We start from the raw sequence: 25,778 nt of genomic DNA, 5'->3' as shown, positions 1-25,778 counted from the left end.
CGCTCACATCGAGAAGTACCTGCTCACGGTGGTGACTCCGCCGGACGGAGCGCACTGCCCCGCCGAGTACCCGGCCGACCCCTCGGCCTCCTCCTCCGAGGCGGTGAGCGGCGACGCCCGCACCCCTCTCGGGCACCCGTTCCGCGGGCGTTGACCGGCTGATCCTCCCTGCGCCAGGACCGGCATCGCGCCGACGACCTGGCGCAGGGCTTCCAGCATCGGTTCGCAGGCGGGCGGACGATATCCCGTGGGACGGGCGGCGAGCGTGACCACCCGGGTCAGCGAGTCATGGACGAGCGGGCGCAGGACGGTGCGCGGGTGGACGGCGATCTCCGCGACCAGCCGCGGCATCAAGGCGACGCCGACGCCGGATGCCACGAGCCCCTGCATGGCCATGTAGTCGTTGGTCTCCGACACCACGACCGGGGTGTAGCCGGCCGCCCGGCAGGCCTGGACGACGGCCTGGCGGCAGGGGCACTCGCGCGGGGTCACCCAGAGCTCGTGGCGCAGGTCCTCCAGCGTCAGGCTCTGCCGGTCGGCGAGGGCGTGCGTGATCGGTAACGCCACGGCCATGGGGTCGTGGAACAGGTCCTCCACCGGGACCCGCGGGTGGCCGGGGGCGTTCACGCTGGGATAGGTGTAGCCGACGACGATGTCCGCCCGGCCGTCCAGCAGCCGCGGGAACGCGAGCTGAGGCTCGGCCTCGGTGATGTGCACGTTGACCCGCGGATGGGTGGAGCGGAAATCGGCGACCGCCGCGGGCAGGATGGTGGCCGCGGCCGTGGGAAAGGCGATGACGTGCACGTTGCCGGCCGCCGGCCCGGCGAGCTCGCTGACTTCGCGTTCGAGATCCTTCAGGCCGATGCTGAAACTGGTGGCGTAGCGCAGGACCACTTCTCCCGGCGGCGTGACCTGGATCCTGCCGCGCCGGCTGCGGTCGAGGAGCGTGGTCCTGCCGAGTGCGGTCTCCAGGCGGGCGATCCGCTGGGAGATCGCCGGTTGGGTGTAGCCGAGGGAAGCGGCCGCTTTGGAGAACGAGCCGTGTTCGACGACGGCAGCGAACACCTGAAGATCCAGAAGCTCGATCATCACGTGAGTTTATCAAACGCCTTTGGTTTCTTATTTTGACGTGTCGTGCACACGTTCGGCCCGGTCCGCCCGCTCATAATCGCGGCTTATCAGCTCCGGTGAATTTCTTATTTGAACGTGTCCGTACGGCGTGTTGTCCTGTAGACCGGTTCGTCCGGGAAGGAGACGGGATGGCGGCAGAGCAGCGGCGTCCGCTGGTGGAACACCATCGCTCGCAGGTCAACGGCGTGCGGTTGTACTACCGCGTGGCCCGGCCCCAGCCCGCACGGGCCGGGGAGGCGGGGGAGGCGGGGGAGACGGCGTTCGTCCTGCTGCACGGCTGGCCGCAGACTTCGTACGCCTGGCGCAAGGTGCTGCCGGAGCTGGGCCGCTCCTTCCCGGTCATCGCGCCCGACCTTCGCGGTCTGGGAAGCTCCGAGCGCCGCGGGCCCTACGACAAGGCCACGATCGCCCGGGATGTCGCCGCGCTGCTCGCGAGCCTCGGCCACGAGCGCTACGTCGTCGTCGGCCACGACATGGGCGCGCTGGTGGCCCACGCGCTCGCCGTCCAGCACCCCGAACGCGTCATCGGGCTGGTGGTCCTGGAGATGCTGCTGGCAGGGTTCGGCCTGGAGGAGGCCACCGGCATCGGGCCCGCCGGCAACACCTTCTGGCACATTCCCTTTCACCTCGCTCCGGCCGGGCATCCCGAAGCGCTCACCCACGGCCGGGAGGATCTCTACCTGCATCGCTTCTACCACGACAGCCTCTACGATCCGGAGGCGTTCTCGGCGGAGGATCGCGCGCACTACGTCGAGGCCTACCGCGCGCCGGGGGCCATGCACGCCGGCTTCGAGTGGTACCGGGCTCTTTTCGAGGACGCGGAGTTCAACAGACGCGCGGCCGCGCGCGGGTTGCTGAGCATGCCGGTGCTCGCCGTGGGAGGAGCCCATCGGATGGGCGGCGCGGTGAGGGAGTCCTTCGCCAGGGTGGCCACGTCGGTCGCCGGCGAGACCTGGGAGCGGTGCGGCCACTATCCCCACGAGGAGCAGCCCGGACGGCTGGTCGCCCGGCTGCTCCAGTTCGCGTCGGCGGTCGAGGAGCCCCTTCTCACACGCGGGTGGCCGGGTACGGGGAGCCCGCCCCGTCCAGGGACGGGTGACTGAGGGAGGCGCCAGGGCCGAGCGCCGGTAGCGCCGCAGGCAACCCGGCGCCATCACGACGTACGGATTCATCATCAGCATGGGGACGGACGCCGGCCCCGTGAAATCCGCCCGGCGGGGCGCTCTTGGCGGGAATGCCACGGAGAATGGCCGTGGTCGCCCTGTGCGGTCGGGTGCCGTCCGTGCCATAACAGGACGGTTCCAGCAGGCCATCACGGACGGGCGGCAGTGGGGAAAAATCTGGGCAGCGTCCCGGCGCTTCTGGCGTTCGCGCACGCCGCCGCCATGACGGGCCTGCTCCTCCTCTTCGGGCGGGCGGGCACCACGGCCGAGCTGCTGCTGTTCTCGGCGGCGGCGCTCCTGCAGCTCGTCGTGGTCGTCCACACCGCGCTCGCCTGGCTGGCCACCCGCGGTGACGATCGGGCGCGCTCGCCGCTCCCGCGACGGTGGCGAGGCGGATCCATCGACGTGTTCGTCACCGTGTGCGGTGAGCCGCTGGAGGTCGTGCTGCCGGTGATCCGGGCCGCCCGGGACCTGCGCCTGCCGCACGACACGTGGGTGCTCGACGACGGCGGCGACTCCCGGCTCCGGGCGGCCTGCCTGGCGGACGGCATCGCGTATCTGGCCCGCCCGGACCGGCGCGGCGGCAAGGCGGGCAACGTCAACCACGCCCTGGCCAGGACGGACGGCGACCTGGTGGCGATCCTCGACGCCGACCATCGGCCCGAGGCCGGTTTCCTGGCCCGTACCGTGGAGTACTTCGGCGACGAGGGCGTGGCGTTCGTCCAGACGCCGCAGAGCTACGTCGTCCAGGACACGTGGGTGGCCCGCGGCGCGCGGCAGGCGCAGTCCTTCTTCTACCGGTACGTCATGCCGGGCAAGGCCAGGTCGGGAGCCGCGATCTGCGTCGGCACCAACGTCGTCCTCCGGCGGGCCGCCCTCGAACAGGTCGGCGGCCTGTACGAGGGCAGCCAGTCGGAGGACGTGCACACCTCGCTCCGGCTGCACGCTCTCGGCTGGCGATCCGTGTTCGTCCCGGAGACGCTGGCGTACGGCCTGCCCCCGCAGAACTGGCCGGCCTACCTGCGGCAGCAGCGGCGCTGGGCGCGCGGGGCGTTCGAGATCCTGGCGAGCGGGGCGCTGTGGAGGCGCGGTCACCTGGACGCCGGGCAGCGGCTCCAGTACGGCATGCTCGGGACGCACTATCTGTCCTCCATCTGCTCGCTGCTGGCGTCGCTGTTCCCCGGCGTTCACCTGCTCACGCGCGAGTCGCCCCTGGCCGCGCCCCCGGCCGTCCTGGCGGGGCTCCTCGCGAGCGCCGTCGTCACGATCGCTCTCGCCCACCGGGCGCAGGGCGCCGACTACGGCGTCGCAGGCGCCCTCGCGCATCTGGTGGCCGGTCCCGTCCATCTCCTGGCCCTGCTGGACGTGGTGGTCCGGCGCCGCACCGCCTGGGTCCCCACGCACGGGGCGGGCGGCTCGTCCCGCGCGCCGGGAGCGTGGGGCGGCTGGACGCAGGCCACGGTGGCGGCGATCCACCTGTCCGCCGCCGCCGCGGGCGTCGTCATCACCGCCGCCCGTCTCGGCCATGCCGGACCCGCCGCCGTGCTGGGCGTGGCCGCCGCCGCCGATCTGTGGGTGCTGCTGCCCCTGGTGTGGTGCCTGGCGACAGGCACGGTGCTCCTGCTTCCCCTGGCCGCCCGGCTGCGCGACACGGCGGCGGCCATGACCCGGCCGGTGCGCCGGACCGCGGCGGTGTCCTGCTGCCTGGTGCTGGTCCTGGCGTCGGCGGGGATCGCGCGGATGGGAGGCGCCCCCTCCGACCGCCGGCCGTCCGCCATGACACCGCCGGTGACCTGGCGGGAGGACTTCACCGGGCCCGCCGGCTCCCAGCCCTCGAAAGACAGGTGGACCTTCGTCACGGGGCGGCACTATCCGGGCGGCCCGCCGAGCTGGGGCACCGGCGAGGTCCAGACGTACGTGCGGGCGCCGGAGAACCTGCGGCTGGACGGCCGCGGCAACCTGGAGATCGTCGCCACCGCCGACGACGACGGGCACTACCGGTCCGCCAGGATCGAGACCCGCCGCCGCGACTTCTTCCCCCCGCCCGGCGGCACGTTGCGCATCCAGGCGCGCGCCGCCCTCCCCTCCGCCCGGGGCTCGTGGGCGACCTTCTGGGCGTTGGGCAGCTCGTTCCGGGACGATTTGCGCTGGCCGGAGTCGGGGGAGATCGACGTGATCGAGTACCGGGGATCCCGTCCGGACGAGGTGTACGGCGTCCTGCACTGCACCGCCTGCTCCGAGCCGGCCGGCCGCAGGTCCAGCCGTCGCGACCCCGCGGGGCTGGCCGACGCGTTCCACACCTTCACCGTCGACTGGCGCAGCTCGCCGGAACGCATGGACTGGTACCTGGACGGCGAGCCCTACCAGACGATCACCCCGGAGACGCTGGGCGAGAACGGCTGGGATTTCCACCAGCCGGTCTTCCTGCTGCTCAACCTCGCGGTCGGCGGCCACTGGCCGGGCACGCCCCGGGCGGGCGACTTCCCCGCCACTCTCACGGTGGACTACGTCGAGGCCCGCGTCTGCCCGGGTGCCTGCCCGCCACCGCCGGCGCGTTGAGCGCGGCCCCCCTCAGGGTCGCCGTCGGCGGTAGAGCACCAGCCGGTCGTCGTGGCCCAGCCAGCGGACGGCGACGGGGCAGACGGCCTCCTGGCGCCAGTGCCGTTCCAGCTCGTCGAAGAACGCCTCGTCGGCACACAGGCCACCTCGCGGCTCGCCGGCGTACAGCAGGACGTCGCCGGAGTAGGCACGCAGCGCCTGCACCGCCATGGGGTCGCGGTGGGGAGGCCACACCAGCAGGAGAACCCGGTCGGCGTGAGCGCGCACGGCCTCGGCCGCCGGCTCGACCGCCACCTCGGCGTACTGGAAGCCGCGGCTGAACCGGTTGTCCGCGGCGCCGGCCACATCGGTCGCGATCACGTCGATCCCGGCGCGGGTGAGCTGGTGGCTCCAGTAACCGGACCCGGCCCCGACCTCCACCAGCCCTCGCCCGCCGATCATCCCGGCCGTCCAGGACAGCGCCGAGGACGTGACGATCGCCCAGCTGTACATGGCCGACAGGTCCTCGCGCCGCAACATGAGCGAGGCGGCCGGATGCCCCCGCGGCAGGTGGTCGAAGACGTCCACCACTCCCGGAACGCCGGTCTCCACAGCGGGATACCACAACAACGGCACCATCTGCGGGTTGTGCCGGCTCCACAACACGTCGGCCTCGGGAAGCAGGTCACCCAGCGCCCGGAACGGCCGATCCCATCCGGGATGGCGCAGAAGGGCGTCCTGTTCCCAGGACTCCTGGAGCCGGGTGCAGAGCGTGACCAGCCGTTCCAGGTGCGGCTGGACGGCAGGCGGCGGCTGGACGCCCATGACGGCGCCTGACGTCAGTTCAGCCCGTCGCGATCGAGAGGGGCCTGCCCGTCGGCCGACCCCATCTCGTTGTGAGCGACGACGGTCAGGCCCTCGGTGTTCCCCGGGGCCGTGACGGACGACGGCGCCACCGCGACGGCGGCGCCGGCCAGCGCCGCCACTGCGGCGGCGACGACGGCGGCGGTATTGAGCGTGGTGTTCCTCATGCGCAAGATCGTAGGCGGGCCGCCGTGCGGATCGGCCGTGTTCGTAGCCCCGATTACCGCCATTCTCTGCCGGATTCCTGCCACACCTCTCCCGCGCGCGGAAACGACGACGGGGTCCTCCAGGCGGATCCCGCCGGGGGAGCGGGGGACGAGGTGGCCGGAGATGCGGGCCAGTCTCACGGGCGTCCCGCCACCGCGTCGGGGCCGGCGACCATGCGCTCGCACAACCACGCGAGCGCCGGCGGGTACCGGTACTCGATGGCGCCGTGGCCGGCGTCGAACAGCTCGAAGCGCATCCGGTCCCGCGGAAGCCCGGCCGCGATCACCGCGTCGCGGAAGGCCGTCGCGCCCAGGTCCAGGTACCACTCGTCCTTGACGCCGGCGTCGATCCAGACGGCCCGCATGGACGCCAGCGCCGCGGCGAACGCCGGGCGGGCCGCCATCAGGACCGGGTCCCGGCTGAGCCATCGTTCCCAGACGCCGGGCCTCGTCGCGCCGTTGGCGTCGAAGGGGAGGTGCACGGTCCCGTCGTCGTCGGCGGAGTAGGCGGCCGCGTAGCCGTACATCTCGATGAGACGGATGTCGTCGGGTCTGGTGCCGGCGACCCTGCTCCGGAAGTCGGCGAAGAACCGTTCGTAGGAGCCCCCGTAGTCGTCACGCAGCCTCCGCGCGATGGCGGGGAACTCGACCTGGTAGCAGACCTCGAAGAGCGCGTCGCCCGCGTGCGTGGCGAGCGCGCCGAACACGTCCGGGCGGAGCATGGGAGTGATCATCGCGCCGTAGCCGCCGCTCGACTTGCCGGTGATCGCCCGCTGGTCCCTGTGGGGGATCGTCCGGTAGTGGGCGTCCACCCACGGGACGATCTCGTCGCAGAGGTAGGAGTGGTACCGCCCGGTGCCGGGCGAGTCGAGGTACTGGCTGCCTCCGAGGCTGGTCCAGGCGTCGACGTACACGACGATCGCGGGTGGCGCGTCCCCGCGGGCGAACATCGCGTCCACCAGCTCGGGGTACGGCTGCCGGAACGGCGTACGGTTCGCCCAGCTGGTGACCTGGCCGCCGTACCCCTGGATGACGTGGACGACGGGGTAGCGCCGGGCGCGGTCGTCGTCGTATCCGGGCGGCACGTACACCCAGAGGGGGCGCTGGGACGGGTCGCCGAGCGGGTTGCCGCGCAGCAGCGCGCTGTCGATGACGTGGCGGTCGATTCGTCCGGCCATGTCGGCGAACCAGGGCACCATGGGATCCTCCGGGTTTCCTGCGGTGGCTACGGGTCGTCCGGGAGGGCCGTGCCGCCGGCCGGGCACGGTGCACCCGTTCAGAGTGTGAAGAGGAGGAGGCCGACGGCGCACGCGGCGACCGGGGCGGCCGTCATGCCGGGAGGGGGACCGGCCTCCGCCGTCGGCGCGGCTGCTGCTGTCGGTCGCCCAGCCGGCAGGCGGGGGACGTCGAGGACAGCGCGCGGAGAGACGTGGTCATGACGGATATGTATAGGTCAGGCGGATCGGCCCTGTAAACCGTGATCACTGCCATCGCCTGTCCGAAATCCACCAGCCTTCCCGGACGGCTCGCGAGCGCGCCTGATCCGGCGGAGGGCGTCGTGCGGATCGTCAGCGCTGGCGGGACGGTCAGCGTCTGAAGGGGGACAGGAGCCGGGTGATCGCCGGTCGGCGGGGTGCCAGCCAGTCGGCGATGTCGGTGATCACGGCCGGGTCGACGTGCTGGGGCCTGTCGTAGTCGGCCGGGGTGGACGGGCCCGAGCCGGGGAAGAACAGGTGGTCGTCGGCGTCGTGGACGCGGATGGTGACGTCCGGGCGGTGGGCCAGGCCCGCCCGCCAGCCCGCGAGGTCGTCGGCGACGGTCACATGGTAGTCGCGGCCGCCCTGCAGGATGAGCATCGGCTTGTCCAGCGCGGCCGCGGTCGCGACCGGGTCATAGCCGCGCAGGTCCAGCCAGTACGCCCCGGAGAAGCCGAACGGCAGCTCCGCGGCCGGCGTCCCGGCCGACAGGTGGGGGCTGTCGACCCGGGCGGCCTGCCGCGTGATCACCTCGACCGCGGCCCGCGCACCCGGGTCGAGCGAGGCGAGATGGCGCACGACGCGGACGGCGGCCTGGTGCATGGGCTGGGTGTCGGCGGCCAGGAGCACCAGTCCGGCCACCGACGGCTCGGCGGCGGCGACCCTGGGGGCGGCCTTGCCGCCCATGCTGTGGCCCGCGACGAACACCCGCGCGGCGTCGACGGCCGGGTGGCGCTGGAGCAGGTGGACGGCGGCGACGGCGTGCGGGACGTACTCGTCGCTCATCGTGAAGCCCGGGTCCGCCGCCACCCGGGCGGCGTGGGCGTGGGTGACCTTGTCGAAGCGCAGCACCGCCACGCCGCGGCCGGCCAGCCCCCAGGCCAGGTCCTTGAGCGGCTTGTTGGGGCCGCTGGTGGCGTCCCGGTCGAACGGCCCGCCGCCGCTGAGCAGCACCACGCCGGGGTGCGGGCCGGCGCCGCGCGGCAGGCTCAACGTGCCGGGCACGGCCAGCGCGCCGGAGCCCACGGTGACCTCGTGCTCGGCGAAGCGCCGCGGGCGGGCGTACGGCGGCGGCGTCCACGGCTCGGTGAGCGGCGGCGCCAGCCGCAGGTCCTGGAGCAGGCCGGTCTCGTCGACCGCGACGACCACGGTCAGCCCGCCGCGCTCGTAGGTCACCGGGACGCTCACCTTGACCAGCTCGGCCTTGCCCGTCGCGGCCACCCAGCCCTGGGGGGCCGGCTCGCTGATCGGCGTCCCGACCGCGGAGATCGCGCCGATCCTGGAGAGCTGGCTCTCCCAGGCGACCTGCAGCGTCTCGGCGGAGGCCGCCGCCCGCAGCGGCGGGGCGAACAGGGTCTCGATGTCGGCGAAGCGTCCATGTCGGGCCAGTTCGACGACCGCCGTGGCGATCGCCGCCGGATCGGTTTCCCCGCTCATCCCGGCACCGTCCTTTCTACTGTTTTGCGAACGGTAGCACAGCATGAGAACGTTGTGTCGTGGACACTTTGGAGCTGCTGGCCCATCCGGTACGGCTGCGCATCGTGCACGCGATGCGCGGAGAGCGGGAACTCACCACCGGCGAGCTGTGCGCGCGCATCCCCGACACCTCGAAGGCCATGGTCTACCGGCACGTCGACCTGCTCACGGCCGCCGGGGTCCTGGAAGTGGCGGGCGAGAGGCGGGTACGCGGCGCGGTGGAGCGCCGCTACCGGCTACGCCACGACCGAGCCGTCCTCGACGCCGACACGCTCACGGCCATGACGCCGGACGACCACCGGCGCGCCTTCGCCACCTCGATGGCCGTCCTGGTCGCCGAATTCAACGCCTACCTCGACCACGAGGACGCCGACCCGGTGGCCGACCTCATCGGCTACCGGCAGCACGCCCTCTGGCTCACCCGCGGCGAGCTGGAAAAGATGATCATCGAGTTCCGCCGGGTGATCCTGCCCCTGCTGGCCAACCAGCCGACACCGGAGCGCACCCAGCACCTGCTCAGCCCGATCTTCTTCCCGGTCGAACAGCCACCCGCCGACCCCGGGCCGGTCCCGGCGTCGTCCTGACCCCGCGGGGCGGGGGAGCGCCGCCGGGCACGCGCAGAGCCCGTGCCGGCGCGCACACGCACGCCGGCACGGGCTCAAGGGCACGCCGATCCGCGGCGGATCAGTTGAGCGCCCAGACCACCTGGTTGTTCTTGCTCCAGATGACCACGTTGCCGTCGTTCTGGACGCCCAGCCAGGCTCCGGGGGAGGAGGTGCCGGTGCTCCACAGCGCCTGTCCGGCGTTGTCGCGCACGACCAGGTTGCCGTCCCTCTGCATCGTGGTGAAGACCCCGGCGCCGGTGGTGCGGGAGGCCCACACCGCCTTGCCGCCCTTGCTGAGGACCAGGTTGCCGTCCTTCTGCTGGTACAGGACGTAGCTGTGGTCCCGCGAGCGGATGTACTGGTCGGTCTTGAGCGAGGCCCCTGACGGCAGCCGCTCGATGTAGGTGCGCCGGTCCCACAGGGGGGTGCCCTTGGCGGAGTAGATGACGATGTTGCCGTCGTTCTGCACCGCCAGGAGGGCCCCGGGAGAGGCGGTGGCGCTGCTCCACAGCGGCTTGCCGGCGTTGTCGCGGATGACCAGGTTGCCGTCCTTCTGCATCGTGGTGAACACGCCGGTGCCCGAGGTCTCCGACGCCCACACCACCTTGCCGCCCGTGGTGCTCAGGACCAGGTTGCCGTCCTTCTGCTGGTACAGCTTGTACAGACCATTACGGGATGAGACGTACTGGTCGGCCTTGAGCGACTTACCCGACGGGAGGTCGCTCGCCTCGGCCCTCACCGTCGCCGTCACCGTCGCGGCCGAGGCGGGCAGCGCCGCGCCCGCTGTCACGCCGAAGGCGGCCAGGGCCACCGCGGTAGCCACCTTCGCGCCGAAAGTTGTTGTCACCATGCACCTCTCGTGAACAGGGCCGAGGGCGACGGCGTGCGACAGGGCACACGCGCCGCCCGCCCGTTGATTCCTGGAACTCAGAAAGGGGCCAAGAGCCCTTTTCGAGACCGTCGGAGTTCCCCGTGAAGATGAGCGCGTTCACCTTCCGCCGCGCAGGATCGAGGCCGCGGAACGTCGCTCGGAAAAAGGATGAGGAACGGGCCGACGGAACACCGGGACCACGATGACAGCGACTTGGGCGGCTCGCCATAAATATGAGTGCCATTTTTCGCTTTTCTCCTGCCACGGCCGGACGGCCCGCGGCGGCACGGTTTCACGGGCCGTCCGGTCGCGGCGGGGCGGTGGAGAGGATCATCTCGACCAGGCCGCGCACCCGCTTGGCGGGGCCGGCGGGGCCGAGTGACTGGCCCGAGGCGTGCAGGCCCTCGAAGACGACCGTGAGGTGGTCGGCCATTTCCGCGGGGTCGTCCGCCCCGAGCCTGCCGGTCAGCTCGCCCAGGGTCTCGCGGAGCCAGGACTTCGCCGCGACCGCGTTGCGGTGGGCGGGCAGGTCGGCGTCGGGGAACTCGGCCAGCGCCATCTGCATCGGGCAGCCGCGATACCCCTCGGAGGCGACCTGGCCGGAGACCGTGTCGAAGATCGCGAGGATCTGGTCGCGGGGGTCGGGCCCGGCCGCCTCCACCACCTTCGTCACCAGGTCCTGGAACTCCCGGTGGGTGTCCTGGACGTAGGCGCTCACCAGCCCGTCCTTGGAGGCGAAGATCCGGTACAGCGTGGGCGGGGCGACGTCGGCCTCGGCCGCGACCCGGTCGATGCCGGTCGCCCGGATCCCCTTGCGGTAGAACAGCTCGCCCGCCACGCGCAGCACGTGGGACCTGGTCTTCTCGGCGGTTCTCTGCACGACGCCCCTCTCCGATGGTGATGTTAGGGATCGTTCCCTATAGTCTATCGCAAGGGAACGATCCCTAACATTCGCTGAGCACGACAGGAAGGGCCTCCATGAACACCCCACACGCGGCGCGCAGCCAGGGCAGGACCACCCTCGCCCTGGCGACGTTGTTCCTCGGAACGTTCGTGCTGGGCAGTGCCGAGCTGCTCCCGGTCGGCGTGATCAACGTGATCGCCGCCGACCTCCGGGTGTCCATCCCCGCGGCGGGCGCGCTGGTCACCGCCTACGCCATCGGGGTGGCCGTCGGCGGGCCGCTCCTGACCGCTTTGACGATCAAGATGAACAAGCGGACCGTCCTGGCGGGGGCGCTCCTCCTGTGCGCCGCGGGAAACCTGGCGCCGGTCCTGGTCGCCGACCACGCCCTGTTCGTCGCAGCGCGCGCCTTCACCGGCGCGCTCGGCGGGCTGTTCGTCGCCGTCGCGTTCGTCGTGGGCACCTCGATCGTCCCGCCGGAGCGCATGGGCCGGGCGATCTCCGCGGTCTTCGGAGGGTTCGCGGTGTCGGGCGCGCTGGGCGTGCCGCTCGGCACGCTGATCGGCCAGGAGCTCGGCTGGCGGGGCTCGTTCGTCGCCGTGGTGGCCCTCGCCGTGGTCGCGCTGGTCGCGACCCTGGCGCTGGTCCCGCCGGTGGCCGGGGCCGGCGGTGGTGCGCGCGACCAGGCCAGGTACGCCTTCGCCCCGAGGGTGCTCGCCCTGCTCGCGTTGCAGGCTCTGGGGTTCGCGTCGCTGTATGCGGCGTTGACGTACATCGTGCCTTTCCTGCAGAACGTCACCGGCGTCTCGGGGGCCCTGATCAGCGCCTTCCTCCTGGCCTACGGCGCCGCCAGCGCGGCGGGATCGATCGCCGGGGGCCGGTTCGCCGACGACAACGCCGCCCGCACCCTGACCGTCGGGACCGTCGCGGTGGCGCTCAGCCTCCTGGCGCTCTACCTGGCCGGCGCCGTCGCGTTCCTCGTGGTGCTGGCGCTGCTGGCCTGGGGCCTGTTCGCCATGGGCATGGTGCCCTCCCTGCAGTACCGCGTGGTGAGCCTGGCCGGTCCGGGGGGCGCGCTGGCCTCCTCGTTGCCCGCCTCGGCGGCGAACGTGGGCATCGCGGCCGGCTCGGCCGCCGGCGGTGCCGCGATCGGCGGCTCCACCGCCTCCGCCCCGGTGCTCACCGGCCTGGTCATCGCCGTGGTCGCCATCCCGGTCGCCTGGGCCACCGGCTTCCTCAAGCCGCCGGTGACGGGCGACGACCCAGAACCCGATCCGGCGGCGGACACAGCGGCGGACACGGCGGCGGACACGGCGGCGGGTCGCCGGTCATGACCTCGGTGCTCGCCGTGGGGCGCTTTCTGCGCGAGCCCTCCCGCCGGGGGTGCGCGAGACCGGTGACAGGCGGGATCCTGTTGGCGTGAGTGAGTACGACGTGTTCCTCGCCGACTGCCCTGCCCGCACCACGCTGAGCCTGGTGGCCGACACCTGGTCGGTCGTCGTGGTGTTCGGGCTGAGAGGCGGCCCGCAGCGCTACAGCGACCTCCTCGACCGGATCGGCGGGATCAGCAAGAAGATGCTGACGCAGACGCTGCGCAAGCTCGAACGCAACGACCTCGTCGAGCGGCGGGCCCTGGCCACGGCGCCTCCAGGCGTGGAGTACCGGCTGACCGCGCTCGGGCAGAGCCTGCTCGGGCCGGTGTCGGCGCTCGCCCGATGGGCCGAGGAGCACGCCGAGGATCTGGCCCGCGACGACCACCCCTGACGCCGGCCAGGGAACCGTCCGGTGCCCCACGGCCGCCTAGCGTTGCCGGCATGAGAATCGGTGTTCTTGGTGCCGGGGCCATGGCGGACGCGCTCGGCACCCGGTGGGCGGCAGCCGGCCACGAGTTGATGGTCGCCGGCCGGACAGCGGACAAGGCGCGGGCGCTGGCCCGCAAGTGGGGCGCTCGCGCGGGTGACTTCAGGGAGGTGGCCGAGTTCGGGGACGTCGCGCTGATCGCCGTCCTCTACCAGGGAATGCCGGCCACGCTGGCCGAGATCGGCGACGCGCTGCGGGACAAGCCCGTCGTCGACTGCAACAACCCTGTCGAGACCGAGAAGTTCACCCTGGTCACGGAGGCCGGGCGGTCGTTGGCCCAGGACATCGGGCAGGCGACCGGCGGGCACGTCGTCAAGGCGTTCAACCTCTGCCACGCGCGCGTATGGGAGATGGATCCGCCGCTCTTCGACGGCCGCCGCCTGGTGGTGCCCTACTGCGGTGACCACTCCGCCGCCAACGACCTGACGCGGCGGCTGATCGCCGACATCGGTGGCGAGCCGCTGCTGGTCGGTGGCCTTGAGCAGGCTCTCCATCTCGAGGCGATGGCCGCGGTCGTGATCTCGCTGCTGTTCGGCGGGCGCGATCCGCACACGGTCTTCAACCTCGTCGATGGCGCTCCCGTCGCCGCCGGCCTGTAGCCGGGTCCGCCGTGGCCGGCGTCGCGGGCCTCCGGGGAACCGTCGTCTGGACGCCGGCCCGGTAATCCCGCGTGCTTTCTGGGGAAATGTGGCATCGTTCCGGCATGGGATCATGGTTCGGTGTGCTGGGCGCCCTTGAGGTGGTGCGCGAAGGGGTCCCGCTGGCCGTGCCGGCACCCAAGCAGCGGATCGCGCTGGCCACCCTGCTCCTGCGGGCGAACCAGCACGTGTCGATCGACCTGCTGGCCGAGCGGATGTGGGACGGCAGGGAGATCCCCGGCAACGCGCGGGGTGCCGTACAGACGCACATCGGCAGGCTGCGGCGTACCCTGCTCGATCAGGGTGGCGGGCAGCAGCTGATCCACACGCGGGAGGAGGGCTACGTCCTCAGGCTGGCGGCGGAGGACCTCGACGCGACCGTCTTCCTGGATCTCGTCAACCGCGCCAAGAGGGCGCGCCAGGCCGGCGACGCGGCCGGTGAGGCCGGCCTGCTACGCCGGGCGTCGGCCCTGTGGCGCGGCCCCGCCCTCGTCGACGTGCCTTCGGAGTCGCTGCATCGCGACCACGTCCTGGTGCTGAACGAGCAGCGGGTGCAGGTGCTGGAGCGCTGGTTCGAGCTCGGGCTGCGCGCGGGCCGCCACGAGGAGATGCTGGTCGAGCTCAGAGCGGCCACGGCGGCCCACCCGCTGCGCGAGCGCCTGTGGGCCCAGCTCATGATCGCGCTCCATCGATCGGGCCTGCAGGCCGAGGCGCTGCGGGCCTACCACACGGTGAGCGACGTGCTGCGGCGGGAGCTGGGCGTCGATCCCGGTGACGAGCTGCGGAAGCTGCATCACGACATCCTGGTCGGCGATCGCGCCGTGCTGGTTCCTCCCGAGCCGAGGATCACGACCGTCGTGAGCGACCAGCCGGGTGCCGGGTCTGCTCCCGCTCCGGAGCAGGTGCCTCCCCGGCAGCTCCCCGCCGACATCGCGCACTTCACCGGCCGGCTCGCCCAGCTCGCGACGCTGGACGAGCTCCTGTCCGGCTCCGGCGGCCGACCCCCGCGGCCGGTCGTCCTCGACGGCACCGCGGGGGTGGGCAAGACCGCTCTGGCCGTCCACTGGGGGCACCTGGCCCGCGAGCACTTCCCGGACGGGCAGCTCTACCTCGACCTCCGCGGCTTCGGTCCCGGCGAGCCGGTCGAGCCCGCCGCCGCCCTGGAGGCGCTGCTGCGGGCGCTGGGCGTGGCGGCGGAGCAGCTCCCGGCCGACCTGGACGCGCGCTCGGCGCTGCTGCGTACCCTGATGGCGCGGCGGCGCGTCCTGATGCTGCTCGACAACGCCCGCGACGAGGCGCAGGTGCGCCCCCTGCTGCCGGGCGGGCCGTCGCAGGTGCTGATCACCAGCCGCAACCAGCTGCGCGGGCTGACCGCCAGGGAGGGCGCGTCCCGCGTCACCCTCGATCCGTTCTCGCCGGACGAGGCCCATTCCCTCCTGGCCACGCTCCTGGACGAAGAACGCCTCCGCGGCATCCCGGAGGCGGAGACGGAGCTCGGCGAGCTCTGCTCGCGGCTCCCGCTGGCGCTCAGCATCGCGGCGGCCAATCTCGACGCCAACCCGCACCTGAGCCTGGCCGACTACGTGAGCGAGCTCCGCGAGGGCAACCGGCTGGCCGCCCTGCAGGCCGGGAGCGACCAGTCGGCAGCCGTGCGCGCCACCCTGGACCTGTCCTACACCGCCCTGCCCGAGCCGCAGCGCAAGCTGTTCCGCCTGCTCGGGCTGATGCCCGGCGCGGACTTCACCGTGGAGGCCACGGCCGCCCAGGCCGGCTGCACGAGAGCCGAGGCGAGGCGGGGACTGGACCTGCTGGCCTCCTTCCACCTGATCCGCATGCACGTCCCCGGCCGCTACACCTTCCACGACCTGCTGCGTCTCTACGCCGCCGAGCGCGCCCGCTCCGACGAGAGCGCCGGCGAGCCGGCGCGGGCCAGGGCCCGCCTGCACGACTGGTACCTGCACAGCGTTCTGGCCGCTGCCCGCCTCCTCCACGACTACTGGGTCCGGTTGCCGCCCCCGCCGCCGGCGAGCACCGTCGAGCCGATGGCCTTCGACACCACGGAGGACGCCGTGGCCTGGCTGGAGGCGGAACACGCCACGCTGATGGCGCTGATCCAGGACGCGCACCGGCACGGTCAGCGGGAGATCGTGTGGCGGCTGACGGACGCGTTACGCGGTCACTTCTGGATGAGCAGACGGCTGGGGGACTGGCTGGCCTGCGTCCAGGTCGCGCTCGCCGCCGCTGTCGCGGCGGGTGACCGCGCGGCTGAAGCGGTGATGCAGCTCAGCCTGGGCAACGTCCAGACCTTTCAGGACGGGCCGGAACGGTCGATGCAGTCGTACGCCCGCGCCGTGTCGCTCGCGGAGGAGATCGACTGGCCGGACTGCCGGGCCTTCGCCCTGACCGGGCTGGCCAACACCTACCTGCGTCTCGGCTACCCGCAGCAGGCGGTCGACCACCTCAACAGGTCCCTCACCCGGTCGACGGGCCACGGGCCCGTGGCGGAGATGTATCTCAACAACCTCGCGGTCGCCTACAACCAGCTCGGCGAGCTGGAGCTGGCCCTGGAGTACCTCAAGCAGGCCGTGAGCCTGTCCGAGGACGACGCCGCCCACATGTGCAACCTCGGGGACGTCACCTACGGCCTGGGACGGCTCCACGAGGCGGCCCGGCACCTCGACAGGGGCATCGCCCTCAGCCGCCAGGCCGGCGACCGCGGCGTGGAGCTGGAGTGCGTGGTCCTGCTGGCGGCCATCTCCGGCGATCTCGGCCGCCACGGCGAAGCGCTCGAACTCGGTGCCCGGGCCCTGGCGATGAGCCACGAGCTGGAGGACCGGCTCCTGGAGGCGGCCGCCCTGAACGCCCTGGGCGCGGTCCACCACGATCTGGGCCGGTACCACGAGGCGCTGGAACACCGGCAGCGGGCGCTCGACGCGTCGAAACAGGGGAACAACTGCCATCCCGAAGTGGTCAGCCTCATCGGCCTGGCCACGGCCACCAGGAGTCTCGGCCGCCTCGCGGAGGCCGCCGCACACGCCGAACGGGCCCACGCGATCGCCCGCGACCGCTCCTTCCGCGTGCTGGAGGGCCTCGCGCTGACCGCGCTCGCCGAGGTCGGCGTGGCCCGCGGCGCGCGGGCCGAAGCCATCAGCCGGCTCGACGAGGCGATCCGCCTGCATCGCGCCTCGGGGCACCTGCTTGGCGAGGCCCGGGCCCTGCGGGCGCTCGGCGACGCCCTGGAAGAGGAGGAGGGCGCCGCCGCCGCGCTTCCGTACCGGCGGCGGGCCCTCGCGCTGTTCTCCGACGCCGGCAGCCCCGAAGCGGCCCGCGTCAGCCGTCTCCTCCAGGAGAGGTGATCCCGGCCGGCGCCGCGGCCCGGACGACAGCCGAACGACGCCGAGATGACACCGGGTGGCAGGAATGTGGCTTGCCAGGCTCGCCGCCCCCCGGTGCTCGGCAGCCTCCCCTGGAGCGTAGGAAAAGGAGAATTCACGGTGTTCGTGGATGGATCACCATCGAGGTCCCACGTGAACCGAGCCTGGCTGCGGCAACAGTCCTACGAGGGCCGGACGCCCGGACCGGCCGGCGGGACACCGCGCACCCCCTTCCGCTCGGTGGTCGCCTACGCCCCCGCCGGGGTCAGCACGTTCGGGCTGAGCGCGGTCAGCGGCATCTTCGCCGACCGGAGCCACATGGGACTGCCGCGGTTCGACTTCTCCGTCTGCGCCGACGAGGCGGGTGTCCTGAACACCGACTGCGGCATGTGCATGCAGGTGAAACACGGGCCCGAGGCGATGGCGGACGCCGACCTGATCATCGTGCTGCCCGGCGACCGCCGTCCGCTGACCCTGCCCGCGACCGTCAGGCAGGCGCTGGCCGACGCGTACTCCCGTGGAGCCCTCGTCACGGCCTACTGCGCGGGCTCGCTCCTGCTGGCCGAGACGCGGCTGCTCGACGGCCTGCGCGCCACGACGAACCGGCACCTGGCCGCCCACCTGGCCCGGCTGCACCCGGCGGTCACCGTCGAGGCCGGCGCCCTGTACGTCGACGAAGGACAGGTGGTCACGGGCGCCGGTGCCGCCGCGGGCATCGACATGTGCCTGCACCTCCTGCGCCGCGAGCACGGCGAGGCCGTGTCCAACGCCGTGGCCAGGGAGTGGATGCTCACCTCGCGCCGCGAGAGCGGGCAGACCCACTACGTCCCCAGCCCTTCGGAGACCGGCGCCCTGTCGGCCGTCGACGACGAGGACGCGCGCCTGGACGAGCTGCTCGTCTGGGCACGCACCCACCTGGACGAGCCCCTGAGGGTCGGTGACCTGGCCCGGCAGGCGTTGATGAGCTCGCGCACCTTCGCCCGCCGTTTCCAGGCCAGGATGGGCACGACGCCGTACGCGTGGCTGACCGAGCAGAGGCTCGATCTCGTCGAGGAACTGCTGGTGACCACCACCTGGTCGATCCAGAAAATCGCCGAACGAACGGGATTCCGCATCGGCGGCGCGCTCCGCGCCCAGTTCGTCAAGCGTCACGGCATCTCGCCGATCGACTATCGGCTGCGCCACCGGCTCGCGAACGAGCGACAATCACCCCGATGACGCCGCCCCTCGCATTCCCCGGCCAATTTCCGGCGAGTGGCAGCATAAATGCAAAAAACGGCAGCGTTCTCTCTCGACCGGACAAACAATTCGCGGCGACCATTGTCCGGGTAACTATCTGGAGGAATGAATGAAGCGCATTCTCATGACCGCCGTCACCGCCGCGCTCGTGGCCGGGGGGATCGCGGCCGTCGTCGCCGGACCGGCCAGCGCGGATGCGGCGCAGGGCACCACGGGCGGCACGGCTGCCGTCGTCACGCCGGACAACCGCGACATGTAGCACCGCGCGCGTCATCCGCGCCGCGGCTCCCGCGCACCGACCCGGATCCGGCCGGGCGGTCGCGCGGGGGCCGCAGCGGCATGTACGGGGGGAGTGCCGGGGAGTTCCTACCGGTCGGAGGGCCGCGGGTCGCCGACCGCCCGCAGAAGCCGGTCGAGGGCCGACAGGTCTCCCACGACGGCGACGCTGCCGTCGGCGCACGCGGTCGCGAGGCCGTCCGGGTCGGCCAGCAGGGCGCTGAGCGTCCGGGGGTCCGCGCGGAGCGAGACGTCGGCCGTGGCGGGCTCGCCGGGCCGCACCTGAACCCGTCCTGACGCCAGGTGAACCGTCCAGACCCGGCCGTCGAGCTCGAGACGGCACGTGGTGGGCGGCGCGGCGGGGTCGGGGCGGGCGGCGCGCCGCAGGAAGATCAGCACGGACGTGGCGCTGAGCGCGGCCGGCTGCGGGGGCTCCGGGGCGTCGAGCCCCCAGTCGCCCAGAGCGAGCAGGATCGGTTCGAGCCGCCGGCCCCGCTCGGTCAGCTCGTAGACCTGCGGGCTCTCCGCCTGCGCCGGTCCACGGCGGATCACCCCGTTGCGTTCGAGCTCGCGCAGCCGGTCGGCGAGCAGGTTCGAGCTGACGTGGGGCAGGGCGCGCCGCAGCTCCGAGAAGCGTTGGGGCACCAGGAGCAGCTCGCGGACGACCAGCAGGGCCCACCGCTCCCCGATGAGGTCGAGGGCCCGAGCGATCCCGCAGGAGTCCCGGTAGCTACGGCTGGTCGGCACGGCCACTCCCTCCTCTCCATCCGATCCGATCCGAAACTACCACAACGCTTGGTTGTCTCTTACAACCACTTCTGGTTGTTTTTTTCAACCAACTGTGGCTACTGTTGGCTCGCCGGGGGAGTCCCGGAGGAGCGGCGGGAGGATGCCCATGAACACGCAGCCGGTGGCGCTGAGCCGCGGCAGGACGAATCTCGCCCTGGCCGCGCTGTCCCTGGGGATGTTCGTGCTCGGCAGCGGCGAACTGCTCGTGGTCGGCCTGCTGAACGTGATCGCCGCCGATCTCCGGGTCTCCATCCCGGCGGCCGGCGTCCTGGTGACCGCCTACGCGTCGGGCCTGGCCGTCGGCGGCCCGATCCTGACCGCGCTGACGATCAGGCTGGACAAGCGGACGATCCTGGTCGGCGCGGTCGCCCTGGTCGTCGTCTGCACCCTGGTCCCGGTGCTGACGACCGGCTTCGGGCTGTTCGTCGCGGTGCGTGCCGCCATCGGAGCGCTGCACGGCCTGTTCGTCGCCGTGGGGTTCGTGCTGGCGATGTCGATCGTCCCCCCGGAGCGCATGGGCCGGGCGATCTCCGTGGTCGTCTCCGGCCTGTTCGTCTCGACCGCCCTGGGGGTGCCGCTGGGCACGCTGGCCGGCCAGGCGCTGGGCTGGCGCGGCTCGTTCACCGCGATCGCCGTGCTCGGCGCGGTCGCACTCGTCGCCGCCCTGGCGCTGATCCCGTCCATGCCCGGCAGCGGGGGCGGCGCGGGCAGCCAGGCCAGGTACGCGTTCGCGCCGCGCGTGCTCGCCGCGCTGGTCGTGAACATCGTGGCGTTCGCGGCGGTGTACTCCGCGCTCACGTACATCGTGCCGTTCCTGGAGAACGTCACCGGCGTCTCCGGCGCGCCGATCAGCCTGTTCCTGCTGGCCTACGGCGTGGCCACGGCGGTGGGCTCGCTGGCCGGCGGCCGTTTCGCCGACCGCGACGCCGCGCGCACCCTGGTCATCGGCTCCATCGGCGTGGCGGCCTCGCTGCTGGCGCTCCACCTTGTCGGCTCGATCGCCGTGCTCGCGGCGCCGGCGCTCGTGGCCTTCGGCCTGTTCGCCATGGGCATGGTGCCCTCGATGCAGTACCGCGTGGTGAGTCTGGCGGGCCCGGGGGGACAACTGGCCTCCTCGCTGCCCGCCTCCGCGGCCAACGTGGGCATCGCGCTGGGCTCGTACGCCGGCGGCGTGGCGATGGGCGCCTTCACCGCCTCCTCAGCGGTGGTCACCGGCCTGATCATCGCGGTGATCTCCGTCCCGGTGGCCTGGGCCACCAGCTTCCTGAAGCCGCCGGTGAGCGCGGACGCGGCAGAGCCCGCATCGGCGACGGCGTGACCACCCTGGCCCGCACCACCACCATCCGGACAACCCATCACCTGGAGGAAACAGATGAGCGAACCGCTGCTCAAGGACAGGAACGCCGTGATCTACGGAGGCGGGGGCGCCATCGGCGGCGCCGTCGCGCGGGTGTTCGCCCGCGAAGGCGCGAGGGTCTTCCTCGCCGGGCGGACGCGGGCGAGGCTCGACGCCGTGGCGCGTGACATCGCCGCCGCGGGCGGGACGGCCGAGACCGCGGAGGTCGACGTCCTCGACCAGCAGGCGGTGGAGGAGCACGCCGGCGCGGTCGCGGCGGCGGGCGGCATCGACATCGCGCTCAACGCCGTGAGCGTCATGCACGACCAGGGAACCCTGCTGGCTGACCTGTCGCTGGAGGAGTTCATGCGGCCGATCGACGGTTTCCTGCGGACGTCGTTCATCATCGGCAAGGCCGTGGCGCGGCACATGGGCCGTACGCGTCCCGGCGTCATCCTGACCCTGTCCGAGCCGGGCGCCAAGCTGGCCGTGGGCGGCATCCTGGGGCACGGCGTGAGCGCGGCCGGCAAGGAGGCGTTCTCGCGGCTCCTGGCCGCGGAGCTGGCGCCCGGCAACGTCCGGGTCATCGACATCCGCCCGCACGCCGTCGTCGACGCGCCGGCGGCGGGTTCCTACACCAAGGACCTCTTCGCACCGTCCGCGGCGGCTGCCGGGCAGTCGGTCCAGGAATTTCTCGAAGACGGAGGAATGGTGCAGGGAACGCTGCTCAAGAGGCTGCCCACGCTCTCCGAGATCGCCGAGACGGCCGCGTTCCTGGCCTCCGATCGAGCCGGAGCCATGACCGGAGCGGTCGTCAACCTGTCCGTCGGCGCGCTCGTCGACTGACTCCCGCCGGCCGCGAGCACTTCTTTCCCCACCTGTCATCACCCAACGAGGAGAATACGACATGACGACACTGAAGCCCGGCAGCATGCTGCTCGGCACGACCCGCCCCGCCGAGCTGCGGGCCTGGTACGCCAAGACGCTGGCGCCGGAGTCCACCGGCGACGGCGCGATCGATCTGGGCGGCTTCCTGCTGGTCATCGACGGGCGTGACGACGTCGCGGCGAAGAACGGCGAACCGGGTCGCGCGATCGTCAACTTCCACGTCGACGACTTCGACGCCGTGCGGGCCCGGCTGGACGCGGCCGGCGTGGAGTGGGTCTCGGTCGAGGACCGGGAGAAGGGCCGGTTCGGCACGTTCGCCGACCCGGACGGGAACTACCTCCAGATCATCGAATGGAAGAAGGACTCCTGAGACCGGGCGTCCCGCCGGGCCCGGGGCCGCTCGGTCAGCCGGTCGCGGCGAGCAGGCCGTCGCGCAGCGCGCCGGCGTTGTCGGCCAGGAACCGGGCGAAGGCGCGGGGTTCGCGGCCGGTCAGCTCCCGCACGGCGGTCGTGGTGGCCGCCAGGGAGCCCGTCGCCACCTCGCGGCAGAGCTCGGCGACATCGGCGGCGAACCCGGCCGGCAGGCCCTGGGATCGCAGCGTGGCGGCCAGCTCGTCCGGTGACAGATCGACGCGCGGGACGGGGCGGCCCAGGACGGCGGAGATCTCGCGGGCGACGTCGGCGTGGGTGAGGGCCCGGGGGCCGGTGAGCACGTGGGTCTCGCCGAGGCCCGCCGTCCCGGACGGGGCCCCGGACAGGAGCGCTGCCGCGCAGGCGGCGATGTCCTGGCAGTCGATGTAGGACACGCCGGCGTCGCCGTACGCGCCGACGAGCCCGCCCTCGGCGGTGAAGGTGCCCGCTCCGGTCACGAAGTTCTGCATGAACGGGCCCGGCCGCAGGATCGTCCAGCCCAGCCCGGACGCCTTGAGGTACTGCTCGATCTCCCAGTGGGCGCCCTCCGCCAGCCGCCCGCCCTGGTGGGCGTGCCGGACCGAGACCTTCACCACCCGGCTCACCCCGGCGGCGCGGGCGGCGTCGATGGCCGCCCGCTGCCGGCGGATCATCGGTTGCTCGCCGCCGCTCACCGGCTGGGCGCCGGGGGTGTTGAGGAAGAGCCGGTCCACGCCCCGCATGGCGGTGGCGAGCGAGCCGGGGTCGTCGAAGTCGCCGACCACGTGGTCGCAGCCGAGGGCTCGTCCCCGGGCGGCGTCCCGGACCAGCGCCCGGAACGGGACGCCGCGGTCGAGCAGGAGCGGGACGAGGTGAGCGCCGATGGAGCCGGTGGCTCCGGTGACGAGGATCATGGACGTCCTTCCCGGTGCGCGCGGCAGGCCCGCGACGCTAAACTGAGGGTGCCTCGAAATTTATCTTGAGGCACCCTCGATTTCAAGGGGAGAGGACCGATGAGCACTGCCCGCCGGCCGCGGGCCGACGCCCGGCGCAACTACGAGCGCCTGCTGGCCGAGGCCGACGCCGCCTTCGCCGAGCGCGGGATCGGCGCCAGCCTGGAGAGCATCGCGCGGGGCGCGGGCGTGGCCATCGGCACCCTCTACGGCCACTTCCCGACGCGCCGGGCGCTGGTCGGCGCCCTGCTGAGGGAGCGCAACGAGGCCCTGTTCGAGCTGGGCGACCGGCTCGTCGCCGACAACCCTCCCGGCGCCCTGGCGACGTGGGTCCGGGCGGTGACCGAGCACGCCTCCACCTACAGCGGCCTGGCCGCGCTGCTGGCCGGGGGGCTGGACGACGAGGCGTCGGAGCTGCACGAGTCCTGCCTGCGCATGGCCGGCACCGGCGAGCGCCTGGTCGCCCTGGCCCGCGCGTCGGGCACGCTGCGCCCCGACGCGACCGGCGCGGACATCACGGCGCTGACCACGGCCGCCGCCGCGCTGCGGGAGGACCTGTCGGCCGCCGCGGCCGACCGCCTCGTCGCGCTCTGCCTGGACGGCCTCGCCCGCCGGCCCTGAGCCGGTTCCTCACCCTCCGGATCGTGGTGCCGTGCGGCGGCTGAAGGTGCGGCGGTAGTCGCTCGGGGTCAGCTTGCGCCGCAGGGCGAACTGCTCGCGGAACACCGCGGCGCTGCGGTAGCCGACCCGGCCGGCGATCTGCTCGATGGTGAGGTCCGTGGTCTCCAGCAGCTCCTCGGCCCGGTCGAGGCGCTGGGCCAGGAGCCAGGCGTGGGGAGGGGCGCCGGTGGCCGCCTTGAAGTGCCGGATGAAGGAGCGCCTGCTCATCAGCGCGCGGGCCGCCAGCTCGTCGACGGTCACGGGGCGGTCGAGGTGCGCCCGCGCCCAGGCGATGACGTCGGCGAGCCGCTCGCCGGTGCCGTCGGCCGGTGCCGGCGCGGCGATGAACTGCTGCTGGCCGCCGTCGCGGTGCGGCGGCGTGACCAGGAGCCTGGCGAGGGCGTTGGCCAGCACGGCGCCGTGGTCGCGGCGGATCAGGTGCAGGTACATGTCCATGCCGGCGGCGGCGCCGGCTCCGGTGACGAGGGCGCCCTGGTCGATGTAGAGGGACTCGGGGCGGACCACGACGTCCGGGTGGCGGGCGGCGAGCTCGCCGGCGTACTGCCAGTGCGTGGTGACCTCGCGACCGTCCAGCAGCCCGGTGGCGGCCAGCGTGAACACGCCCAGGCAGTGGGCGGCCAGGGTGGCGCCGCGCCGGTGGGCCGCGCGCAGGGCGCCGAGGACGGGGTCGCCGGGCGGCACGGCGGGCCCGGCGCCGGGGAGCACCAGGATCAGGTCGGCCGCCGCCAGCGCCTCCAGGCCGTGCTCGACGAGGACGGGGACGCCGAGATCGGTCATCAGCGGGCCGGGCCGCCGGGCGCACAGGGCGAGGTCGAAGGCGCTCACGCCGTCGCGCGGGCGGAACAGCGCGCTGGTCATACCCAGGGCGAGCGTGGCGGCGTGCGGCGGGACGTACGCGGCGACGCGACGGAAGGGGGCCACCGCAGCATCGTGGCACAAAACCCGCGATAAGTGGCATTCGGGTCACTGGCCGCCTTCCCCCGCCGTCCGCCAGGCTCGACCACGCGACGCCGACGTGACGCCGACGCGACGACCGAGGGGGAACGGAACTTCATGAGCACGCTGACGTACCGCGCCGACCGCACCGGGCTGGTCCTGGTCGATCCGTACAACGACTTCCTCAGCGAGGGCGGCAGGCTCTGGCCGCGGGTCAGGGAGGTCGCCGAGTCGGTCGGGTTGCACGAGAACCTGCGCGCGCTCCTGGCCGCGGTCCGCCAGGCCGGAGTCCAGGTGTTCGTCGCCCCTCACCGGAGCTGGCGGCCGGGCGACTTCGACGGCTGGCGCCGGATGAGCCGCGCGCACCGGGTGGTGCGGGACGGCAGGTTCTACGAGTACGGGACCTTCGGCGGCGGCTGGCACCCGGAGTTCGGCCCGCGGCCGGGCGACATCGTCTGCACCGAGCACTGGGGCATCAGCGGGTTCGCCGCCACCGACCTGGACCAGCAGCTTCGCCAGCACGGGATCGAGGACGTCATCCTGGCCGGGATGACCGCCCCCGGTTGCGTGGAGAGCACCGGCCGTTACGGCATGGAGCTGGGGTACGCGATCACCTTGGTCAAGGACGCCACCGCCGCCTTCACCAAGGAGCACCTGCACGCGGCGGTCGAGCTCAACGGCCCCCTGTACGCCGAGGCGGTCGTGCCGGCCAGCGACGTCGTCGCCGCCCTCGCGGCGTCCTGAACCCGGCGTCCTGAACCCGGCGTCCTGAACCCGGTGCCTGAACCCGGTGCCTGAACCCGGTGCCTGAACCCGGCGGCCCGCCCGGACGCGGCGCGGGCAGGGCCGCCGGCCGGTCGCCGGACCTTCGCAGCCGCGCACCGCCGGAATCGGCAGGGCTCCCGAGACGGCGCCGGTGTCGTCGCCGTGGCCGATCACTCCGATCCCGCCACTTGCTTCGAATTCGAAGCGGGGGTAGGGTTCTCGGTAGTTGCTTCGAGTTCGAAGCAGCTTCTCCTCCGCGAAAGCGAGCCCCGCCATGAAGGCAGTGCGTTTCCACGAATACGGCGGCCCCGAGGTCCTGCGCCTGGAGGACGTCGAACAGCCCGTCCCCGGCGCCGGGCAGGTCCTGATCCAGGTCGCCGCCACGTCGTTCAACGGCGTGGACGCCAACATCCGCGCCGGCTT

24 protein-coding genes are annotated in these 25,778 nt (G+C 72.8%); 14 read left to right on the top strand and 10 right to left on the bottom strand.

The window, feature by feature from the left end; genetic code table 11:
- Positions 1-3: 3 nt before the first annotated feature.
- Positions 4-1,089 (bottom strand): LysR family transcriptional regulator, encoded by a 1,086-nt coding sequence (locus AB0H75_RS41335; protein ID WP_367805774.1) that lies wholly within the window; start codon positions 1,087-1,089, stop codon positions 4-6.
- A 170-nt stretch (positions 1,090-1,259) separates the two neighbouring features.
- On the opposite strand from AB0H75_RS41335, the gene AB0H75_RS41330 reads away from it, so the two are divergent.
- Positions 1,260-2,234 carry an alpha/beta fold hydrolase gene (locus AB0H75_RS41330; protein ID WP_367805772.1) on the top strand — a complete coding sequence of 325 codons (975 nt, stop codon included), beginning with the start codon at positions 1,260-1,262 and terminating at the stop codon, positions 2,232-2,234.
- A 225-nt stretch (positions 2,235-2,459) separates the two neighbouring features.
- Positions 2,460-4,853 carry a glycosyltransferase family 2 protein gene (locus tag AB0H75_RS41325; protein WP_367805770.1) on the top strand — a complete coding sequence of 798 codons (2,394 nt, stop codon included), beginning with the start codon at positions 2,460-2,462 and terminating at the stop codon, positions 4,851-4,853.
- A gap of 12 nt (positions 4,854-4,865) precedes the next feature.
- Here the strand turns inward: AB0H75_RS41325 and AB0H75_RS41320 are convergent, their stop codons facing one another.
- The 4 genes from AB0H75_RS41320 to AB0H75_RS41305 all read right to left on the bottom strand — a co-directional run bounded on the left by AB0H75_RS41320 (position 4,866) and on the right by AB0H75_RS41305 (position 8,814).
- Positions 4,866-5,657 carry a hypothetical protein gene (locus AB0H75_RS41320; RefSeq protein WP_367805768.1) on the bottom strand — a complete coding sequence of 264 codons (792 nt, stop codon included), beginning with the start codon at positions 5,655-5,657 and terminating at the stop codon, positions 4,866-4,868.
- Positions 5,658-5,671: 14 nt separating this feature from the next.
- Positions 5,672-5,863 (bottom strand): hypothetical protein, encoded by a 192-nt coding sequence (locus AB0H75_RS41315; protein ID WP_367805766.1) that lies wholly within the window; start codon positions 5,861-5,863, stop codon positions 5,672-5,674.
- 176 nt (positions 5,864-6,039) lie between these two features.
- Positions 6,040-7,101, bottom strand: a complete 1,062-nt coding sequence (locus AB0H75_RS41310; protein ID WP_367805764.1) for an alpha/beta hydrolase — start codon at positions 7,099-7,101, stop codon at positions 6,040-6,042.
- Between the two features lie 387 nt (positions 7,102-7,488).
- Positions 7,489-8,814: an alpha/beta hydrolase gene (locus tag AB0H75_RS41305; RefSeq protein ID WP_367805762.1), complete on the bottom strand. Its 1,326-nt coding sequence runs from the start codon at positions 8,812-8,814 to the stop codon at positions 7,489-7,491.
- A 59-nt stretch (positions 8,815-8,873) separates the two neighbouring features.
- Here AB0H75_RS41305 and AB0H75_RS41300 point away from each other — a divergent pair, with 59 nt between their 5' ends.
- Complete coding sequence (locus tag AB0H75_RS41300) at positions 8,874-9,437, top strand: helix-turn-helix domain-containing protein (RefSeq protein WP_367805760.1); 564 nt, start codon at positions 8,874-8,876, stop codon at positions 9,435-9,437.
- Positions 9,438-9,537: 100 nt separating this feature from the next.
- On the opposite strand, the gene AB0H75_RS41295 is transcribed toward AB0H75_RS41300, so the two are convergent.
- Together AB0H75_RS41295 and AB0H75_RS41290 are read right to left on the bottom strand one after the other, a co-directional pair.
- Positions 9,538-10,308 carry a hypothetical protein gene (locus tag AB0H75_RS41295; protein ID WP_367805758.1) on the bottom strand — a complete coding sequence of 257 codons (771 nt, stop codon included), beginning with the start codon at positions 10,306-10,308 and terminating at the stop codon, positions 9,538-9,540.
- A gap of 313 nt (positions 10,309-10,621) precedes the next feature.
- Positions 10,622-11,209 (bottom strand): TetR/AcrR family transcriptional regulator, encoded by a 588-nt coding sequence (locus AB0H75_RS41290; protein WP_367805756.1) that lies wholly within the window; start codon positions 11,207-11,209, stop codon positions 10,622-10,624.
- A 98-nt stretch (positions 11,210-11,307) separates the two neighbouring features.
- On the opposite strand from AB0H75_RS41290, the gene AB0H75_RS41285 reads away from it, so the two are divergent.
- The 6 genes from AB0H75_RS41285 (at position 11,308) to AB0H75_RS41260 (ending at position 18,600) form a co-directional block, all read left to right on the top strand.
- Entirely contained in the window at positions 11,308-12,564 is a 1,257-nt protein-coding gene (locus AB0H75_RS41285; RefSeq protein WP_367805754.1) for an MFS transporter, read from the top strand.
- Positions 12,565-12,649: 85 nt separating this feature from the next.
- On the top strand, positions 12,650-12,994 hold the full coding sequence (locus tag AB0H75_RS41280; protein WP_367805752.1) for a winged helix-turn-helix transcriptional regulator: 345 nt from the start codon (positions 12,650-12,652) through the stop codon (positions 12,992-12,994).
- A 50-nt stretch (positions 12,995-13,044) separates the two neighbouring features.
- On the top strand, positions 13,045-13,689 hold the full coding sequence (locus AB0H75_RS41275; RefSeq protein ID WP_367805750.1) for an NADPH-dependent F420 reductase: 645 nt from the start codon (positions 13,045-13,047) through the stop codon (positions 13,687-13,689).
- A gap of 104 nt (positions 13,690-13,793) precedes the next feature.
- On the top strand, positions 13,794-17,084 hold the full coding sequence (locus tag AB0H75_RS41270) for a BTAD domain-containing putative transcriptional regulator (protein WP_367805748.1): 3,291 nt from the start codon (positions 13,794-13,796) through the stop codon (positions 17,082-17,084).
- Between the two features lie 171 nt (positions 17,085-17,255).
- Positions 17,256-18,320: a GlxA family transcriptional regulator gene (locus tag AB0H75_RS41265; protein WP_367805746.1), complete on the top strand. Its 1,065-nt coding sequence runs from the start codon at positions 17,256-17,258 to the stop codon at positions 18,318-18,320.
- Between the two features lie 130 nt (positions 18,321-18,450).
- Positions 18,451-18,600, top strand: coding sequence for a hypothetical protein (locus AB0H75_RS41260; protein ID WP_367805744.1), 150 nt, complete (start codon positions 18,451-18,453; stop codon positions 18,598-18,600).
- Between the two features lie 107 nt (positions 18,601-18,707).
- On the opposite strand, the gene AB0H75_RS41255 is transcribed toward AB0H75_RS41260, so the two are convergent.
- Positions 18,708-19,364: a winged helix-turn-helix transcriptional regulator gene (locus AB0H75_RS41255; RefSeq protein ID WP_367805742.1), complete on the bottom strand. Its 657-nt coding sequence runs from the start codon at positions 19,362-19,364 to the stop codon at positions 18,708-18,710.
- 148 nt (positions 19,365-19,512) lie between these two features.
- On the opposite strand from AB0H75_RS41255, the gene AB0H75_RS41250 reads away from it, so the two are divergent.
- The 3 genes from AB0H75_RS41250 to AB0H75_RS41240 all read left to right on the top strand — a co-directional run bounded on the left by AB0H75_RS41250 (position 19,513) and on the right by AB0H75_RS41240 (position 22,000).
- Positions 19,513-20,724 carry an MFS transporter gene (locus tag AB0H75_RS41250; protein WP_367805740.1) on the top strand — a complete coding sequence of 404 codons (1,212 nt, stop codon included), beginning with the start codon at positions 19,513-19,515 and terminating at the stop codon, positions 20,722-20,724.
- A 54-nt stretch (positions 20,725-20,778) separates the two neighbouring features.
- Positions 20,779-21,588: an SDR family NAD(P)-dependent oxidoreductase gene (locus AB0H75_RS41245; RefSeq protein ID WP_367805738.1), complete on the top strand. Its 810-nt coding sequence runs from the start codon at positions 20,779-20,781 to the stop codon at positions 21,586-21,588.
- 61 nt (positions 21,589-21,649) lie between these two features.
- Complete coding sequence (locus AB0H75_RS41240) at positions 21,650-22,000, top strand: VOC family protein (RefSeq protein ID WP_367805736.1); 351 nt, start codon at positions 21,650-21,652, stop codon at positions 21,998-22,000.
- 34 nt (positions 22,001-22,034) lie between these two features.
- On the opposite strand, the gene AB0H75_RS41235 is transcribed toward AB0H75_RS41240, so the two are convergent.
- Positions 22,035-22,934, bottom strand: a complete 900-nt coding sequence (locus tag AB0H75_RS41235) for an NAD(P)H-binding protein (RefSeq protein ID WP_367805734.1) — start codon at positions 22,932-22,934, stop codon at positions 22,035-22,037.
- A gap of 99 nt (positions 22,935-23,033) precedes the next feature.
- Here AB0H75_RS41235 and AB0H75_RS41230 point away from each other — a divergent pair, with 99 nt between their 5' ends.
- Entirely contained in the window at positions 23,034-23,594 is a 561-nt protein-coding gene (locus tag AB0H75_RS41230; protein WP_367805732.1) for a TetR/AcrR family transcriptional regulator, read from the top strand.
- A 9-nt stretch (positions 23,595-23,603) separates the two neighbouring features.
- On the opposite strand, the gene AB0H75_RS41225 is transcribed toward AB0H75_RS41230, so the two are convergent.
- Entirely contained in the window at positions 23,604-24,575 is a 972-nt protein-coding gene (locus AB0H75_RS41225) for a GlxA family transcriptional regulator (RefSeq protein ID WP_367805730.1), read from the bottom strand.
- 132 nt (positions 24,576-24,707) lie between these two features.
- Here AB0H75_RS41225 and AB0H75_RS41220 point away from each other — a divergent pair, with 132 nt between their 5' ends.
- Positions 24,708-25,334 carry an isochorismatase family cysteine hydrolase gene (locus tag AB0H75_RS41220; protein WP_367805728.1) on the top strand — a complete coding sequence of 209 codons (627 nt, stop codon included), beginning with the start codon at positions 24,708-24,710 and terminating at the stop codon, positions 25,332-25,334.
- Positions 25,335-25,778 lie beyond the last annotated feature (444 nt).

The organism is Nonomuraea sp. NPDC050783 (genome assembly GCF_040802095.1).
Taxonomy (GTDB): domain Bacteria; phylum Actinomycetota; class Actinomycetes; order Streptosporangiales; family Streptosporangiaceae; genus Nonomuraea.
Note: the sequence above shows the minus strand (reverse complement) of the source record. Positions and strands in the feature narration are given on the sequence as shown.